Source organism: Peribacillus sp. NPDC094092 (genome assembly GCF_050279365.1).
Lineage (GTDB): Bacteria > Bacillota > Bacilli > Bacillales > DSM-1321 > Peribacillus.
The window spans coordinates 229,556-247,491 of sequence record NZ_JBNNUC010000005.1 but is presented as its reverse complement, the minus strand read 5'-3'; the positions used below and the strand labels follow the sequence as shown (position 1 = coordinate 247,491).

Genomic DNA, 17,936 nt, shown 5'->3' with positions numbered 1-17,936 from the left:
AACCTTATGGTAACATATAATTCAGAATATATATAAAATTCTTTAAATTTAATGGGTTAGGGCAGAAATATAGCCCTGGCCCCTTATAAATGAGGTTTTTTATAGTTGCAGCCAGTTCAATAGAGAGGAGATGGAAAAAATGAAAACGCTTAAATCAGTCATTCTTTGGGGGATCATATCTGCGTTGGGTGCGGTGAGTTTTGGTTTCGTCGCGCTAAACCGGGGGGAAAGTATCAATGCCATGTGGATTGTCACTGCAGCACTCTGTGTTTATTCAGTTGCATACCGCTTTTATAGTAAATTCATTGCACGGAAAGTGTTTGAACTAGATGACAATCGCCAGACTCCGTCGGAAGCGAATAATGATGGGAAAGATTATGTTCCCACAAACAAATGGGTGTTGTTTGGCCACCATTTTGCGGCGATTGCCGGAGCTGGCCCCCTCGTTGGTCCCATCCTTGCAGCGCAGATGGGATATCTGCCAGGGACACTATGGCTTGTAGTCGGGGTTGTATTGGCAGGTGCCGTACAGGATTTCATCATTCTCTTCGGTTCGATGCGCCGTAACGGCAAATCATTGGGAGAGATGATCAAGGAGGAAATTGGACCGATTACAGGCTTGATAGCAATGATCGGTATCCTGGGTATCATGATCATTTTATTGGCGGTACTTGCCCTGGTTGTCGTAAAGGCGCTCGTCGGAAGTCCGTGGGGGATGTTCACGATTGCCTCGACCATACCGATCGCCGTGCTTATGGGCATTTACATGCGCTATATAAGGCCAGGACGCGTTGGCGAAGGATCGATTATCGGAATCATACTATTGATGCTCGCGTTATATTTCGGCCGCTTTGTGTCCGAGAGCGCAACATTGGCGCCAATGTTCACCTTCAGCGGGGAAACGATTGCCATCATGTTGATTGTATATGGATTCGTTGCATCCGTTTTGCCTGTATGGATGTTATTGGCACCGCGTGATTACTTAAGCACATTCTTGAAAATCGGTACGATCATCGGACTTGCGCTGGGTATCTTTATTGTCATGCCGACCCTTGAAATGCCTGCCGTCACTCAATTCATCGATGGAACAGGACCCGTATTTTCCGGAAACTTATTCCCATTCCTGTTCATTACGATCGCTTGTGGGGCGGTATCAGGTTTCCATGCACTCGTTTCTTCAGGTACAACTCCTAAAATGATCGAACGCGAATCCCATTCGCGTCCAATCGGATACGGGGCGATGTTGACTGAATCCTTTGTTGCCATCATGGCGATGATAGCAGCCTGTGTGCTGACCCCTGGTATCTATTTTGCCATTAATAGCCCGGGTGCCGTTGTGGGAACGGAGCCAGCTCAGGTGGCCGCTACGATATCCGATTGGGGTTTCATATTGACACCTGAGATGATTACCGGCCTTGCCGACGATGTTGGGGAAGAGAGCATTATATCCCGTACTGGAGGAGCTCCAACCTTTGCTATCGGCATGGCCCATATCTTCTCGCAAGTGATTGGCGGAGCGTCCCTGATGGCATTCTGGTATCATTTCGCGATCCTTTTCGAGGCATTGTTCATATTGACCACCATTGATGCTGGAACCAGGGTTGGACGTTTTATGATACAGGATATCATCGGGACCTTTTACAAACCTTTTGCCGAAACGAATAAATGGCTGCCCAATATTATTGCGACTGCCATATGTGTAATCGGCTGGGGTTACTTCCTTTATCAAGGGGTCATTGATCCTCTTGGCGGAATCAACACCCTTTGGCCATTGTTTGGAATTGCGAATCAAATGCTTTCCGCCATTGCGTTACTGCTTGGGACGACGGTCCTTTTCAAAATGGGCAAGAAAGCGTACACATGGGTCACCCTTGTGCCTACTACATTCTTGTTGATAGTGACCATGACGGCAGGTTGGCAAAAGCTGTTCCACGAAAACCCGGCTATTGGCTTTTTAGCGCATAAGGATAAGTTTAAAGCGGCTTATGATCAAGGGGAAATTCTTGCTCCGGCGGCTAACCTTGCCGAGATGAAACGGGTTATCGTCAATGATTATGTGGATGCTGCCCTATGTGCCATCTTCATGATCGTGGTGATCACCGTCCTGATTTCAGCAATTAGGTTATGGATAAAAGTCTTGAAGAACCAGAAAATAGATTTACATGAAACACCTTATGTATCAAGGACTTCATAAGGGAGGGAAGGCGATGTTAAAAAGATTGATTAAAATTCTCAGCTACAGAAAGCAATTCGTCAGTTTGCTTGTCGGTGTGCCAAGTTATGATACTTATGTGGCGCATATGAAAATGCATCATCCTGAAGAACCTGTGAAAACCAGGAAAGAATTTTTCTGCGAAGCTCAGGATGAACGGTATAATGCAAAGGGTGGGAAGGTGTCCCGCTGCTGTTAACTGAATATCTTTTGGAGGGTCCTCAATAGGAGGGCCCTTTTTTTAATGGGATTTTTTTAGAACGGGACATAAGTAGAGGGGGAAAAGTAATGGGAGTGGGTGGAAAGTATTTTCGGAATGAACAAACCATTTTTTCTGATCCTTTTTTCACAGTGATGTTATATTACCTCACAAAAAAATGTTGAAAAATAAAAATTAAGTTGAATTTTTAGAAAATTAAGTATATGATAAAAAATATAACATAATAGTGTTAATAAACATAACATATATAAAAACAAGGGGGAAAAAACAGTATGCAAATGGCGGATTCGGTATTCATGTTTTTGGCGACGATGATGGTTTGGTTAATGACACCAGGGATTGCCCTATTTTATGGAGGGATGGTAAAAAGTAAAAATGTCCTGAATACGGCAATGCATAGTTACATGCCTCTGGCAGTCATTTCGATTCTTTGGGTGATGATTGGGTATTCATTATCATTTTCACCTGGTAATGCATTTCTGGGCGGTCTGGACTGGGTTGGTTTGAAGGGTGTTGGTTTTGCACCTGGACCATATAGCGATACGATTCCTCATAGTTTGTTCATGTTATTCCAAATGACTTTTGCCGTGTTAACAGTCGCGATCATTGCAGGAGGCATTGCCGAGCGGATGAAGTTTTCGGCATTCCTGATTTTTACGATTCTTTGGTCTTTATTCGTATACGCTCCCGTTGCACACTGGGTATGGGGAGGCGGCTGGTTAGCGGAACTGGGTGCACTTGACTTTGCTGGTGGCAACGTCGTTCATATTTCCTCAGGGGTTGCGGGTCTTGTTTTAGCGATCATGTTAGGCAAAAGGAAAGAGTCGGGTGACAGTGCTCCACATAATCTTCCTTTAACATTCCTTGGCGGTTCATTAATTTGGTTCGGGTGGTACGGTTTCAACGTCGGAAGCGCATTGACAATCAATGAAGTGGCAATGAATGTATTCGTTAATACAGCAGTTGCAGCAGCTGCTGGTATCATTGGCTGGCTGATCGTTGAGTATATGGCTAATAAAAAGGCAACATTGCTGGGTGCGGTATCGGGAGCTATTTCAGGATTGGTGGCCATTACACCTGCTTGTGGATTCGTAACCACTGCTTCTTCCATCATCATCGGTGTCGTCGGCGGTGCCGTATGTTTCTGGGGGGTTTTCTTCCTGAAGAATAAACTGGGTTACGACGATGCACTTGATGCTTTCGGATTACATGGGATCGGTGGGACATGGGGGGGCATCGCCACAGGTTTATTCGCGACAACTTCCGTAAATGAAAGCGGGGCAAATGGTTTATTCTATGGCGATTTCAACTTGTTATGGAAGCAGCTTGTAGCGATCGTCGCGACATATATTTTCGTTGCCGTGGTCACTTATTTCGTTGCGAAAGTCATTAACCTTTTCGTGCCGTTGCGAGTCAGTGAAGAAGATGAGTCAATGGGGCTTGATCTTACACTTCATGGCGAAAAGGCTTATCACGAATCCATTTAAAAGGGGGGGCTTTTATATGTCCGAGGTTTTAACGAAAATAGAAATCATTACACGTCCTATCAAGTTTGAACAATTCAAAGCCGAACTTGCAAAAATTGGGGTAAGCGGAATGACAGTTTCGGAAGTAAAAGGAACGGGTCTTCAGAAAAGTTATGTGGAAACATATAGAGGCAGAAATCGTGAAATGTCATTGCATGACCGAATGAAAATCGAAATCGTCGTGTGTGAGGTGCCGGTTCAGGATGTTGTGGATGTAGCAAGGAAATTCTTGAGTACGGGTAAGCCTGGGGACGGTAAAATCTTCATTTATGAATTGGCGAATGTTGTGAATATCCGGACCGGGAAAGAAGGTCATGATGCGTTAAAGAATGATATCTGATGCTGTGATTAATTCGGCCGCATGAGCCGGATACAGTAGATTAAGGAAAGGGAGCTGAAAATGGGGAGACTGGTCCGAATTGTTAATGCGAAAAAACAGAAGATCGTTAATACGCTCATTTCAGAGGATGTATATCAACCTGATGACCGACCCTTTTTATTGGAATTGCCACTGAAAAACTTAGAAGAAATATTTTCCCTTCGAATAAAATCCCCGATTCAAAATCCCCGTTTGAAAAAATAACCTTTCAGCCGTTACCCAATATGGGGAGAGCGGCTTTTTCATGCGTTGATGCCTAACTTCGGCTGTTGAGTTTATATGTTAGTTATAAGGAAGCTTTTTTCTAGAATCCCCCATGGAAATCGGGGAGCTTTCCAACTATAATGAATAAGGACATAAATTTAAATACAATTTTTTTGCTTTTTTTGACGCTTTTCGCTTAGTTACTTCCATTTTTCTTTATTTTACGAAACGCGAATTCAAAAAAATGTAAGTTTTCCAGAAAACTATGAATTATTTCATGTATGCCCTATTTAATAATAGGGAAATTATTAATATGTTCTTTTAAGAGGTGAAAGGAAATGGATCAATTTACGGTCGAATCCGTTTTGAATATCATCAGGGAGTTTGTACCGAAGGATGCTTCAATTTCTGTGGCTGATTCTGAAAAATACATTTATTATCAACCGAGCAAACAAGTTGACTTAAGAATAAAACCGGGTGATTTAATCAGTGAAAAAACGGCGACATATAAAGCGCTGAGTGTGCGTAAAAAAATAGGGGTGCAAGTTGAAAGTAATGTATTTGGCGTACCTTACTATGGGCTGAGTGTTCCGATCATGGACGAGGGCAATCCTTTAGGGGCGGTAACGGCCATCTTGCCGTCAAAGCCATTAATTTTACCGACATCATTCTTGACCATTAAAACGGATGATCGCTGGATACCGCTTCCATATGATGAAATTATGTATTTGGAAGCTCAAAATAGGAAAACTAAGATTCAGTCCGAACGTGTGAGTGGATTTCATAAAATGAACTTAAGTGAACTGGAATTCATTTTACCTAGTGATTTATTCATTCGCGTGCATCGTTCGTACATCGTCAATATCAATTATATACAAGAGATCCTTCCCGATTTTCATTCTACATTTTTACTGATAATGAAAGACAATTCAAAAATCCAGGTCAGTCAAACATATGCAAGTCAATTTAGAAGGGCTTTAGGGTTTTAACGATTCTCCTTTGTGTGAAAAAAATGCTGGCTTATGCTCTATTTAAGGCTTTTCATTCAGAATCGAATGTGATGATTACACAGGATTGATAAAATTAAGTGTAAGAAAAGCGAAAAATGGGGGTCTTTTGTATGAACGAAAGCGTTTTCAAAAAAATTCGCAACGAACAATTTAAGGGGAAAGTAGTTACAGCGGAAGAAGCAGCTTCATGGATTAAAGATGGGATGAAACTCGGTATGAGCGGATTTACCCGTGCTGGGGATGCTAAAGTTATACCGATGGCTCTAGTTGAAAGAGCAAAAACTGAAAAATTCAAAGTTGACGTATTTACAGGTGCTTCATTAGGACCGGAAGTCGACCAACATATGGCGGAAGCAGGCATCATAAATAAACGTTTGCCGTTCCAAGCGGATAAAGGTATTCGCAATAAAATCAATGCTGATGAAGTCACTTATGTGGATCAGCATTTATCTCATACAGCTGAACAAGTTCGTCAAGGCATTGTCGGACCTATAGATTTTGCAATCATCGAAGCATTGGCGATTACGGAAGATGGATTAATCATTCCGACAACTTCTGTAGGAAATTCAGCCATATTCGCTCAAGAAGCTAAACATGTAATCATTGAATTGAACGTGTCCCATCCAGAAGGATTGGAAGGGATGCATGATATATATACACCAGCTAAACAAGGGGAACGCGAACCGATTTCCATGACTAAAGCAAGTGATCGCCTTGGATCGATCGGTATTGCGGTTGATCCTGAAAAAGTAATGGGAATCGTCGTTTCCACAGATCTTGATGCACCTTCAACAATCGTGCCGCCGGATGAAGAAACTGCAACGATCGCCAACCACCTCATTAACTTCCTTCGTGAAGAAATCAAGGCTGGCCGTTTAACTGAAAGCCTTGCTCCGCTTCAGTCGGGTGTAGGTTCAGTTGCAAATGCAGTATTCGCTGGCTTCCTTGATTCTGAATTTAAAGATTTGGAAGTATATTCAGAAGTGCTGCAAGATGCGGTATTTGATTTAATCGATGCTGGAAAAGTTAAATTCGCTTCAGGGTGTTCGATTACATTAGCTGAAGAAAAAGGTAAGCAAGTTTACGGTGAGCTTGAAAAGTACCGTGATAAACTAGTTCTTCGTCCGCAAGAAATATCTAACCATCCTGAAATCATCCGTCGCCTTGGCTTGATTTCAATCAATACAGCGTTAGAGTGTGATATCTATGGTAACGTGAACTCGACACATGTTTCTGGGACAAGAATGATGAATGGAATCGGTGGATCGGGAGATTTTGCCCGTAACTCACGCCTAGGCATTTTCGTAACGAAATCATATGCAAAAGGCGGCAAAATTTCTAGTATCGTTCCTTTCGTTTCACATGTGGATCATACTGAACATGATGTGGATGTATTAGTGACAGAGCAAGGGATCGCTGATTTACGTGGTTTGGCACCAAAAGAGCGCGTAGAGTTAATCATAGAAAACTGTGCGCATCCTGACTACCGTCCACAGCTTCGTGCATACTTCACTGAAGCTGTTGCGCAAACTGGCGGGCATCAAACTCCACACATTCTTGAAAAAGCATTTTCATGGCATACAAACCTAGCTAAAAACGGTACGATGCTTGAAGCAGTACTTCAAGATCAAAAATAAGACAAAACACCACCCCGCCAATACGGCGGGGTTTTTTTGGGGGTCCGTGTCCCTTATTGGTGAATGAATCTTTCGACACCACTGGAAAGAGAATATTTTAAAATGAAGCTTAACCAATAAAAAGAAAGGGAACTGTATCTTTAGGCTTTTTCTTTTATTTTTGTATATAATTATTCATTCAAGTTATGGAAATATGGTAAACTGCTAACAATGAGAGATTATCATACATAGGATTTTTCGTATTTATGATGTTGTTTCCTTAGAAATAGGGAGTTAAATAGAATGGTTATAGTGGAGGAGATAATTTGTTCAAGACAAAATTACATTTTTGGACGTTAGAGTTATTACTATTGTCTTTACTTTTTTATGTTGGTACAAAGATTTCTTTTCTTTTTGAACCGATAGTCATCTTTACATCTACATTGTTCTTTCCAATCTTGATTTCAGGTTTTCTTTACTTTTTGTTCAACCCCACTGTTGATTTCCTGGTTAAAAGAAGGGTGCCTAGGGGATTGTCTATATTATTGCTATATGTATTTTTCCTGGGGTTGATTAGTTTGCTGGTCGGTCTGGTCGGCCCATCACTTTCTAAACAGGTTACGGATCTAGTCAATAACCTCCCGGATTATTTCAATCAAGTAAGGAAGTTCATTGAAGATTCAGCTGAGTCAAAATGGTTTTTGTGGACGATGGAACAAGACTATGTTTCCCTTAAAGAAGTGGGGGACTCGCTTCAAAAATATTTGACTGATTTACCTAGTAATATAACGAACAGTCTATCTTCCGTTTTCAGCGTAGTAACGAATATTACTTTAGTGGTCGTGACGGTTCCTTTCATTTTGTTTTATATGTTGAAGGATGGGGATAAGCTTCCGGCCGCCATTATGAAATTCGTTCCGGTTCGCTATAGAAAGCCAGCTTTAACAGTACTTCAGGAAACGGGAGAGACGCTTGCTACTTATATTCAAGGACAGATGCTAGTTTGCATGTTTGTCGGGATCGGAACGTTCATTGGATATTTGATCATTGGTTTGCCTTACGCATTCTTATTTGCGCTGATTGGTGCTGTAACCAATATCATCCCATATGTAGGTCCGTTTATCGGAGCGGCCCCTGCGGTCATTGTGGCGTTGATTCATTCACCGACAGAGGCATTATTGGTCATTCTGGTTGTAACGATCATTCAGCAACTGGATGGTAATGTCATTTCGCCGTTAGTCATCGGGAAAAAATTGAACACACATCCGCTTACCATCATCATCCTTTTGCTCGTCGCCGGAAACATTGCCGGTATCATCGGCATGATTTTGGCCGTTCCGACTTACTCCGTTGTTAAAACGATTGTATTGAATATCGCAAAATTCATCAGGATCCGAAAAGAGGAAAAGCTGGAAGAAGATATATTGGAATGAAGAAACGGGCCCGACTCAATTAAGTCGGGCCCGTTTTCAGTGCGCCTAAATAGCTTACAAACCTAAGGAAATGTATTTTACCTCCAGGAATTCTTCGATGCCTTGATGTCCACCTTCGCGGCCGAGCCCGCTTTGTTTGAATCCGCCAAATGGAGCTTGCGGAACGGAAGGAAGTCCATCGTTCAAGCCAACAATACCGAATTCAAGTGCCTCGGTGAATTTGATGCCCTTGGTGATGTTTTCAGTGAAGACATAAGCTGCCAAACCGAAGATGGAGTCATTCGCCCTATTGATTGCCTCTTCATCAGTCTTAAAGGAGGCGATAGGAGCTAGAGGACCAAATGTTTCTTCCTTCATGCAGAGCATGCTGTCATCAATGTTGGATAGTACGGTTGGTTCAAGAAAAAGGCCGCTAATTGATTTACCGCCAGCTTCGAGCTTGGCACCGCTGCTGATTGCTTCATCAATTTGTTTTTGAACCTTATCAACTGCATTTTGATCGATAAGCGGGCCGATATCGACGCCATCCTCCAGTCCATTTCCTACCTTTAGTTCTTTGACCTTGGCAACGAGCTTTTTGATGAAGGCTTCTTGAATGGCTTCGTGGACATAAATGCGATTTGAACAGACGCATGTTTGTCCTGCGTTGCGGAATTTTGAACTGATGATGCCATCAACCGCTTTATTAAGGTCGGCATCCTCAAGAACGATTGCAGGTGCGTGACCCCCGAGTTCAAGCGAGATTTTCTTTACCGTGTCAGCTGATCCCTTCATAAGGGTTTTACCGACTTCTGTAGAACCGGTGAACGTCAATTTACGAACCCTTGTATCTTGAAGCCAAGTTTCGCCGATTTCTGATGATTTTCCTGTCACGACATTGATGACACCTTTTGGAATGCCAGCTTCTTCAGCTAATTCAGCCATTTTTAGAGCTGTTATGGGAGTCAGGTTTGCCGGTTTAATGACGACTGTGCAGCCGACTGCAAGCGCCGGTGCAACTTTTCTCGTAATCATGGCTGCAGGAAAGTTCCAAGGCGTAATGACAGCTACAACTCCGACAGGCTGTTTTGTCACGAAAAGCCGCTTATTGGACACGGAAGCAGGAATCGTTTCGCCGTACACCCGTTTTCCTTCTTCGGCAAACCATGATAAAAAGCCATTTGCATAAGTCATTTCACCAAGAGCCTCTTTAAGGGGCTTGCCTTGCTCTTCAGTCATGATTTTGGCTAGTTCTTCTTTATTATCATCAATCAATCGATGCCATTTCCATATTAGTTCAGCACGTTCGTAGACTGAGCGTGCAGCCCAGTCCGTAAAGGCCTCATATGCAGCATCTGCAGCCTTCGCCGCTTCAGTTGCACCGCCTTTAGGAACGGTTGCAACTATTTCATCCGTTGCCGGGTTCCTCACCTCAATTTTATCCAATCCAAAATCCGACCACTCACCGTTAATAAATATTCCGTAATCTTTCATGATAAAACCTCCTAATTTGGTTAAATCCATCAAACTACTAAAACTTTTAACTATATACTTTTACCTGTTACATAAAAGTATAAACACTTTTCAATGATTCTGAAATTTATTTGATTGGCTATTTATAGAAAATCGGCAATTCATTGATAGAAAGGGAGCAAGACACAAAAAAAGAGGTGCAAGTTGCACACCTCTTCATTCAAGATTCGCTTATTTTTCCGATGAGACGGCCACTTCACTCATATCACCTGAGATGGCCTGGTTTGGATTGAATTCACCTTCTGATTTAGAAATGACAACTGTAGCAACACTGTTACCGATTAGATTGGTGATGGCACGTGCTTCAGACATGAAGCGGTCTACTCCCAGTAATAATGCCATTCCTTCAACTGGAATCATTGGGAAGGCAGCTAATGTTGCAGCAAGTGTAATGAAACCGGATCCCGTTACACCGGCAGCTCCTTTGGATGTTAACATCAAGATTCCTAGAAGGGTCAATTCCTGCCAGATGCTTAAATCGACACCATAGGCTTGGGCGATGAAAATCGCTGCCATGGATAAGTAGATGGATGTGCCATCAAGGTTGAAAGAATAACCCGTTGGGACAACCAACCCGACTACCGATTTTGAGCAACCGTATTTTTCGAGTTTTTTCATCACGCTTGGCAGAGCGGATTCCGACGAAGATGTTCCTAAAACTAAGAGGATCTCTTCTTTTATATAGGCTATGAACTTGAAAATATTAAAGCCGTAGATTTTTGCGATCGTTCCAAGGATAAAAATGATGAATAGTGCCATGGTGATATATACACTACCCATTAATTGTCCTAACGAGGTTAAAGAACCAAGGCCGAACTTACCGATTGTATAAGCCATTGCTCCAAAAGCCGCCAATGGAGATACTTTCATGATCATGCCGACGATGCCGAAGAATATATCGGCAATATGCTGAAAGAAAGATACGACTGGCTGCACTCTCGGTCCCATTGCCGCCATTGATAATCCGAATAATACGGCAAAGAATAGAATAGGGAGTAAGTCTCCGCCAGCGAGTGCTGCAACGGCATTATCAGGAATGATATTAGAAATGAAAGCAACGGCGCCATGTTCCGTTTCGGAAGCGGCTGTTGTATATTGTGATACATCTCCGCCCTCGACTGAATCGATGTTAAAGCCTTTACCAGGTCCCAGCAGATTGACCACGATGATTCCGATGGCAAGCGCGAAAGTGGTAACGATTTCAAAATAGAGCAGGGCCTTTCCGCCGATGCGGCCAACTTTTTTCATATCACCCATACCGCCAATTCCGATTACGACGGTTAAGAAGATGATTGGTGCAATGACCATTTTAATCATTTTAATAAATAAATCAGCTAATATCTTCAGCTGTTCACCGAAAGCAGGGAAGAAGAAACCGACTGTTATACCCAGAATGATACCGATGATGACCTGGACTGTTAGATTTTTTAATATTTTCAAGGTGCATTCTCCTTTGTTATATGATAGCGCTTTCTTAACTTGGTTATAGTGTAACAGAAGGAAGAGTCAGAATATTCTTTTGGTGATATTGTTTTCTTTTTGTTCTTTTTGGTCTTGGGGTTTTTAATGATTGAAGGGCGAAAGTGGAATTAAGGTGTCTATTAGTATTCATGATAGATTGATAACGCAATAAAAAAATACCGGTGGGGCACCGGTATTGGAGAAAATCAATTTTCGAAAGGTTTTATGAGTGCATAAAGGGTTCCAATCACAGGAAGTCTTAAACCGGCCTTGGCGGCAAGGCGCAGTGCACCGCCCTGTAAATGTTCCACTTCCAGGGTTAGGCCCTTCCGGCGGTCCTGGTGCATGGAAGAGGTGGATTCATCAGGTAAAGCTGCCATGTTTTCCAACGCCTGTGCAATATTCTCCACAGTGATTCCGACGCCATAGGCATTTGCGAGCTCCTTCATTTCAACAAGGACCTTTTCCAGCAATCCATTGGTTTCAGGGAATTTCCGAATCGTGCCGATAGGGAGATTGGAGGCAGTTGTCACACCGGAGAAAGCGGTGATGAACATGTATTTGATCCACATCCTGATCAATATGTTTTCCGTTCTGCCAGTCTTCATGATAGCTGATCCGGCTGCTTGTTCGAATTCATCACAAATCTTTTTTTGTGACGGATGAAGCGGGCCATAGATTAAATCGTGATTATCATTGGAGTGAATGACATGTCCTCTTTCATCAAGAGTGGCGATGATGAAGGCGCTTCCTCCCAAGACGGCTTCAACGCCCAGTTCGTCCTGTAAAATGGATACATGTTCCAATCCATTCAAAAGGGGGAGGACCTTTGCCCCTTTTTCGACAAGGGCCTTTAAATCTGTAAGGGTGCCTTGCAGATGCTGGCCTTTTACGGCGAGAACCACAAGGTCGACCTTTTCAATATCATTTACGTTCTCTGTAATATGAAGGTCGCTAAATTGATAGTTTCCATGTGGGCTGGTTATGCTGATGCCGTTTTCTTTCAACTGTTTGGCGCGGTTTTTACGGACAAGGTATTGAACATGCTGCCCCGCCTGCTGCAACCTGCCTCCAAAGTAGGAGCCGAGTGCCCCCGCCCCTATAATGACAATATTCAATGTGCACACCTCTCTTTTGATTAAGATGTACTAATCATAACATTGACTGAAATTTCAGTAAATATTTCCGTTTGAAGGGACACTGGTTGTTTAGGTGTTCGTGGTGAAAAACAAAAAACCAGCCTGAATTAGGTTTCAGGCTGGCACTTATCATTATTTATAGATTTTTACTTTAACGGTTTTTCTGCCCCAATTGATAGCTTTTGAGTGAGAAGAGTAGAAGACGTCAATTTTATTCCCTTTGATTGCGCCGCCTTTATCTGCCGCAATGGCATCCCCGTATCCTTCTACATGAACTTTTGTTCCTAGTGGAATGACCTTAGGGTCGACTGAGATGGCTTTTACGTTAGGGTTTTTCTTTAAGTTAAGACCTGATGCTGTAATACCGCTGCAACCTTTGCAGTTCGCAGTGTAAGCAGTTGCCTTCACCGTGATCGTTTTATATTTCTTGGATGATGATGTTTTAGCTTTTGGTTTAGCGGCGGTCGATGTTTTCTTGACCTTTAAAACTTGTTTTGGATGGATGTTATCTTTTTTCAGGTTGTTCCAACTTTTGAGTTGATTGACTGTTATATTATGTTTATTGGCGATACCCCATAGTGTGTCGCCGCTTTTAACTTTGTATGTAGTAGTAGCAGCCGATGAAACTCCGGAAAAACTAAATACCAAAAAGAAAGCAGTGAATAGTGGAAGTAGTATTTTTTTCAAAATGAATAGTCTCCTTTGTTTTAAATCGTAGACTTAGAATAACAGGTCTTTATGACAACAATGTTTCGCTGGAATAGTAATTGTGTTACAAAAAGGTTTCCTTTGATAAATAAATGTAATATAAACTAGGACAAAAGGACTTCTCTATTTAAAGTAAATATATTATTTTTTATGTCAGTATTAGTGAATTTTTGGTAAATAGTGTTGAGGGTATGGCATATCCTGTTTAATTAGATAAAAAATGGATGTGTGTTCCTTGGATTAAAAGTCCTGTATATTTTGTAAAAAAACAACGTGGTAATGAACAATTGTGTGCGGTTTATTTTAGTAGGAAAGGATATTCAGAGCATGAAAAAAGCCCGCATCCATGTGATGCCGGCTTTTTTCATGATTAGGATCAATGTAAAACAAATTCAGAAGCGAAATCGACCAGCATTTTTTGATAGATTGCCACTGATTCAAGGTTGACGCATTCCCTATCTCCATGCCAGTTCTCACCTTTTGGACCGAATTCAATGGCCGGGATATCATATGCCGCAAAAAACACGGTATCTGCGGAGCCGTGCTGTCCAAAGATGACAGCGTCCTGCTTGGTGTTTCTTTCGATAATAGGGCGGAGCAGGGTGATGAACGGGTCTGACTCTTCGGTTTTTACAGGTTTACTGTACATATTAAGGTGGACATTATTTCCTGTCACACTTTCGATCTGAGCAATGATATCTTCCATTGTTTGCGTGGGAAGGTAGCGTATATCAAGGCTTAGCAAACAGGCATCCGGTACCTTATTATAAACATCCCCGCCTTTAATTTTTGCTAGATTAAGTGAAGGGGAAGAGTAAAGGGGAGTGTGATCCCGGGTGAAAGGAAGTTCCTTTATTTTTTGATAAAGATCATAGGCCTTTTCAATTGCATTCACGCCTTCCCATGGACGGCTTCCATGTGCAGGTTTGCCGGATACTTCAATATCGAGACGAAGGGCACCCTTTGCCTGGAGTCCGATTCCCAACTGCGTAGGTTCAGCACAGATTACAAAGTCTCCTCTATAACCATGTTTCGCTAAATATCCTGAACAGTTTAACCCGCCAATCTCTTCATCCGATACGATCTGTAGCTGGATTTTCAACCCTAAGTCCTTATCTTTCAGTTCGGTGAATGCACACATCATCCCTGCAACTCCCGCTTTCATATCGGCTGTTCCGCGTCCATATAAATTTCCTTCACGAACCTCTGGGAAAAATTGATCCGGAGTTCCGCTGACAACATCGACATGGCCATTCCAAATTACGGTTTTATCTCCGCTGCCAATCTCGCTAACAAGCATTTTATAACCGTTATTTACGATCACATTCACAGTGATTCCTTGTTTTTTAAGCCAGTCCGCACAGTAATCCACGGCTTGGTTAGCTCCTTCTTTCGTTGAACTATCAATAGATACTAAATCTTTAAGTAATTCGATGAGCAAAAAGAAAACCTCCTAAAAATGTGCATACTACTATTATATATACCCTTTCTATGTAAAGGTTAACTCAAAAATATTTTCCTGTTAAATAACGTTTAGCTCTTTCATTCCCTGGGGTATGTAAAGGGGGAGCGACAATTTACATTCTTTAAGGAGGATGATAGATATGGATAAACGTATAATTGGTGTATATGAAACTGGAGAAGAAGCCATAAAGGCTGTTGAGTCATTACAGGCCCAAGGATATGATCGTGAAGATATTTCGGTGGTAGCTAAAGATAAAGAAGAATTAAACACAGTGAATGAAGAAACGGGTACAAAGGTAGAAGAGGGGCTCGCAGCCGGTGCGGCAACTGGAGGTATATTGGGCGGTACTGCCGGATTATTGGCTGGTGTGGGTGCATTGGCTATTCCGGGAATCGGACCAGTACTGGCAGCTGGACCGCTTGCTGCAACATTAGCCGGAGCAGCAGTAGGTGCTGGTACCGGAGGATTGGCCGGTACATTAATCGGAATGGGCATACCTGAAGACGAAGCTAATCGATATGAAGCGGATGTAAAGAGTGGCAAGCTGCTTGTGTTAGTCGATTCGGATGCGAGAAAATCCAGTTCTTCTTACTCAGGAATAACTGAAACCGATGAAACGCTAACGCATGGTAGAAGAACCCTGTAAATCGTAGGGTGAAAAAGGACGGACCCCTTTGGGAGGGCCCGTCCTTTTTTTGATTAGAATGTGAATTTCTTTATTTCTTTGTGCATTTCCTGGGATAAGGTATCCAATTCACTAGCAAGGGCATTTAATTGTTCCATGGAAGCATTCGTTTGTTCTACGGAAGCTGAAACTTCTTCAGTTCCTGCCGCAGTTTCCTGACTGATCGAATTTAATCTTTCTGCATTGCTTGCCACTCGTGTGACCTCGTTCACCATATCGTTCATCATCTTTTTTATTTCGTCGAAATTGCTGAATGTGTTCGCGATAATGGATGCAATGTGACTGAAGGCATTTTCCGTATCCGTTACAGAAGTATCCTGAAGATGGATTTTTTGATTGACTTGATCGATCAAATGAACGGTATTGGTTGTATCGGTTTGCATGGTTTGGATGATTTCAGAGATTTCTTTCAGAGAGTTTTCCGTCTGTTCGGCCAATTTCTTCACTTCATCGGCAACAACTGCAAACCCCTTCCCATGCTCACCAGCCCTCGCTGCTTCGATGGCGGCATTAAGAGCGAGTAAATTCGTTTGTCCTGCAATCCCGCTTATGGTCTTTACGATCGCACTGATATCATTGGAACTTGCATCCAATGATTTGACTGCCGAACTCATCTTACTGGAAATCAGGGACGTTTCATTGAATTGCTGTTTTAGGCCTTGCACTTGGATGATTCCGTTTTCGGAAGCCTTGAACATATTTTCGGATTCCGTGGCCATTTTGCTCGCTTGTCCTTCAAGATCATTGATTTTGTCAGCCAATAGCTTTACAGCCATTTCGTTATTCTGACCTAATTCAATTTGGTCTATGGCACCGCCCGCTATTTGTTCCATGGTCATGGCCACCTCGTTAGCCGCCGCTGAATTTTCATCGGCACTAGCCACTAGCGTCATGGATGATTCCGATACTTTATCGGAAAGGTTGTTGACAACTCCCAACATATGACTCATATTCCTGGTCATTAAGCTGGTGTCTTCTGCAAGTTGCCCGATTTCATCTTTCCTGGAAATGGAATTGTTGGGTGTGAAATCGCCTTCAGCCATTTTCCTTATGGATTCCTGCAGCTTTTTAATGGGATTCGTTAATGAACGGGTGATAAAGATGGCGGATAGTGCAGTGACAGTAAAAACGATCAACAGTGTGATGATATTATCGATTATCATCGGGCTTGCACGGACTTTCACTTCATTTTCATCCATCACCCCTGCTATTCTCCATCCAGTTGTCGGATTGGTGGCGTATCCGATGATCCTGCTTTGTCCTTCGTAATCCTCGATCATTGAACCGGATGCACTTTTCATTTTTCTGAACATATTTTCCTTTGATATATCCTGTTGGATTTTTTCCTTGTCTGGATGTGTAACGAATGACCCTTTCTTATCCAGCAAAACCGTATAGCCCGTTTCACCTAATTTCGTTTGATTGACCATCGCGATCAATGTATCGATCGAGATGTCGACACCGAGCACGCCTATTAATTCATCACGATCATCATATATGGCTTTTGCTGCCGTAATGACAAGTGCATTCGTCGCCTGATCCATATAAGGTTCCGTCCAAATCGTCTTGTTTTTTTGTTTCAATGCCGATTGATACCAATCCCTTTGTCTTGGATCAAAGTCAGCCGGCAATTCAGCTTTTGGGAATATCAATGTTGTTCCGTCTTTCTCTGTGCCAAGGTATAAACCATTTATTTCAGAACTGCTTGACTGTGTATGGGAAAACTCATCCACTATCGATTCGGAGTTCTTATCATAAGTACGCATGATAGGATACTTTCCAATCCTATCCAATTGGTTTTCCGTTTTTTGAAAGAAGATTTCGAAAGAATCATTCATTGACTTGACTTGTTCTTCCGTCGTTCCGGTAAGTTCCTGGGTCGTCAACTCGATACTATTTTTATAGCTCATGTAAGAGATGGCCATTCCACTTATCATGATCAAAGCTAAAAAAGGAATCAAGATTTGTTTTTTTAGCGAATTAAAATACCAGTCTGTCAGTCTTTTCATTTGGACAATTCTCCTTATATCCCTCAAATTAATTTAGGTTCTATAAGATATTTCGGACTGCTTTGACTTTTTTGAAGCTCCAAGTTAGAAAATTCCCAATATTAATTTTGATGTGGGTGGACTGGCATATATTCTAGGTGTGAGAGGGGGAAATGGAGAAAAAAGAGCTGACTGCCATGGTCAACTCTTTCATTCATTGATTGCTATTCGACTTGAATATTTTTTGTTCTGCCCATATACCATGTATAAAACTCGTCTGCATATTCAACGGATACATCTTGGAGCTTTGTATGGTGTACAGGCTTGGAGCGGTTGACCGTTTCAATTGTGGCAAGACCGAAAAGCTTTTGAGTGAAT

General features: G+C 42.2%; 14 protein-coding genes. 8 read left to right on the top strand and 6 right to left on the bottom strand.

Annotated elements, in window-relative coordinates; translation table 11 throughout:
- The first annotated feature begins 139 nt into the window (after nucleotides 1-139).
- The 7 genes from ACQKNS_RS21790 to ACQKNS_RS21760 all read left to right on the top strand — a co-directional run bounded on the left by ACQKNS_RS21790 (nucleotide 140) and on the right by ACQKNS_RS21760 (nucleotide 8,600).
- Nucleotides 140-2,194: a carbon starvation CstA family protein gene (locus ACQKNS_RS21790; protein WP_427645343.1), complete on the top strand. Its 2,055-nt coding sequence runs from the start codon at nucleotides 140-142 to the stop codon at nucleotides 2,192-2,194.
- A 13-nt stretch (nucleotides 2,195-2,207) separates the two neighbouring features.
- Nucleotides 2,208-2,411, top strand: coding sequence for a YbdD/YjiX family protein (locus ACQKNS_RS21785; RefSeq protein ID WP_427645342.1), 204 nt, complete (start codon nucleotides 2,208-2,210; stop codon nucleotides 2,409-2,411).
- 293 nt (nucleotides 2,412-2,704) lie between these two features.
- Nucleotides 2,705-3,919 carry an ammonium transporter gene (locus tag ACQKNS_RS21780; RefSeq protein WP_427645341.1) on the top strand — a complete coding sequence of 405 codons (1,215 nt, stop codon included), beginning with the start codon at nucleotides 2,705-2,707 and terminating at the stop codon, nucleotides 3,917-3,919.
- Between the two features lie 16 nt (nucleotides 3,920-3,935).
- Nucleotides 3,936-4,298, top strand: coding sequence for a P-II family nitrogen regulator (locus ACQKNS_RS21775; RefSeq protein WP_063235326.1), 363 nt, complete (start codon nucleotides 3,936-3,938; stop codon nucleotides 4,296-4,298).
- Nucleotides 4,299-4,879: 581 nt separating this feature from the next.
- Entirely contained in the window at nucleotides 4,880-5,530 is a 651-nt protein-coding gene (locus ACQKNS_RS21770; protein WP_076370821.1) for a LytTR family DNA-binding domain-containing protein, read from the top strand.
- Between the two features lie 131 nt (nucleotides 5,531-5,661).
- On the top strand, nucleotides 5,662-7,188 hold the full coding sequence (locus ACQKNS_RS21765; protein WP_427645340.1) for an acetyl-CoA hydrolase/transferase family protein: 1,527 nt from the start codon (nucleotides 5,662-5,664) through the stop codon (nucleotides 7,186-7,188).
- Between the two features lie 305 nt (nucleotides 7,189-7,493).
- Nucleotides 7,494-8,600 carry an AI-2E family transporter gene (locus tag ACQKNS_RS21760; protein ID WP_427645339.1) on the top strand — a complete coding sequence of 369 codons (1,107 nt, stop codon included), beginning with the start codon at nucleotides 7,494-7,496 and terminating at the stop codon, nucleotides 8,598-8,600.
- A gap of 54 nt (nucleotides 8,601-8,654) precedes the next feature.
- On the opposite strand, the gene ACQKNS_RS21755 is transcribed toward ACQKNS_RS21760, so the two are convergent.
- The 5 genes from ACQKNS_RS21755 to ACQKNS_RS21735 all read right to left on the bottom strand — a co-directional run bounded on the left by ACQKNS_RS21755 (nucleotide 8,655) and on the right by ACQKNS_RS21735 (nucleotide 14,861).
- Nucleotides 8,655-10,073, bottom strand: coding sequence for an NAD-dependent succinate-semialdehyde dehydrogenase (locus ACQKNS_RS21755; protein ID WP_427645338.1), 1,419 nt, complete (start codon nucleotides 10,071-10,073; stop codon nucleotides 8,655-8,657).
- Nucleotides 10,074-10,283: 210 nt separating this feature from the next.
- Nucleotides 10,284-11,552, bottom strand: coding sequence for a dicarboxylate/amino acid:cation symporter (locus tag ACQKNS_RS21750; RefSeq protein ID WP_241590049.1), 1,269 nt, complete (start codon nucleotides 11,550-11,552; stop codon nucleotides 10,284-10,286).
- Between the two features lie 227 nt (nucleotides 11,553-11,779).
- A complete protein-coding gene (locus ACQKNS_RS21745) occupies nucleotides 11,780-12,691 on the bottom strand; it encodes a ketopantoate reductase family protein (protein WP_427645337.1) in 912 nt (303 codons plus the stop codon).
- Nucleotides 12,692-12,844: 153 nt separating this feature from the next.
- Complete coding sequence (locus ACQKNS_RS21740; protein WP_427645336.1) at nucleotides 12,845-13,399, bottom strand: 3D domain-containing protein; 555 nt, start codon at nucleotides 13,397-13,399, stop codon at nucleotides 12,845-12,847.
- Nucleotides 13,400-13,796: 397 nt separating this feature from the next.
- Complete coding sequence (locus tag ACQKNS_RS21735; protein ID WP_427645335.1) at nucleotides 13,797-14,861, bottom strand: M20 family metallopeptidase; 1,065 nt, start codon at nucleotides 14,859-14,861, stop codon at nucleotides 13,797-13,799.
- 163 nt (nucleotides 14,862-15,024) lie between these two features.
- On the opposite strand from ACQKNS_RS21735, the gene ACQKNS_RS21730 reads away from it, so the two are divergent.
- Complete coding sequence (locus tag ACQKNS_RS21730; RefSeq protein WP_427645334.1) at nucleotides 15,025-15,531, top strand: general stress protein; 507 nt, start codon at nucleotides 15,025-15,027, stop codon at nucleotides 15,529-15,531.
- 53 nt (nucleotides 15,532-15,584) lie between these two features.
- Here ACQKNS_RS21730 and ACQKNS_RS21725 read toward each other — a convergent pair whose 3' ends face one another.
- Nucleotides 15,585-17,579, bottom strand: a complete 1,995-nt coding sequence (locus ACQKNS_RS21725) for a methyl-accepting chemotaxis protein (protein ID WP_427645333.1) — start codon at nucleotides 17,577-17,579, stop codon at nucleotides 15,585-15,587.
- Nucleotides 17,580-17,936 lie beyond the last annotated feature (357 nt).

Coding starts and splice junctions, on each gene's coding strand:
- ACQKNS_RS21785 (WP_427645342.1), top strand. CDS start 2,208: ATGTTAAAAAGATTGATTAAAATTCTCAGCTACAGAAAGCAATTCGTC.
- ACQKNS_RS21775 (WP_063235326.1), top strand. CDS start 3,936: ATGTCCGAGGTTTTAACGAAAATAGAAATCATTACACGTCCTATCAAG.
- ACQKNS_RS21770 (WP_076370821.1), top strand. CDS start 4,880: ATGGATCAATTTACGGTCGAATCCGTTTTGAATATCATCAGGGAGTTT.
- ACQKNS_RS21730 (WP_427645334.1), top strand. CDS start 15,025: ATGGATAAACGTATAATTGGTGTATATGAAACTGGAGAAGAAGCCATA.
- ACQKNS_RS21780 (WP_427645341.1), top strand. CDS start 2,705: ATGCAAATGGCGGATTCGGTATTCATGTTTTTGGCGACGATGATGGTT.
- ACQKNS_RS21725 (WP_427645333.1), bottom strand. CDS start 17,579: ATGAAAAGACTGACAGACTGGTATTTTAATTCGCTAAAAAAACAAATC.
- ACQKNS_RS21790 (WP_427645343.1), top strand. CDS start 140: ATGAAAACGCTTAAATCAGTCATTCTTTGGGGGATCATATCTGCGTTG.
- ACQKNS_RS21755 (WP_427645338.1), bottom strand. CDS start 10,073: ATGAAAGATTACGGAATATTTATTAACGGTGAGTGGTCGGATTTTGGA.
- ACQKNS_RS21765 (WP_427645340.1), top strand. CDS start 5,662: ATGAACGAAAGCGTTTTCAAAAAAATTCGCAACGAACAATTTAAGGGG.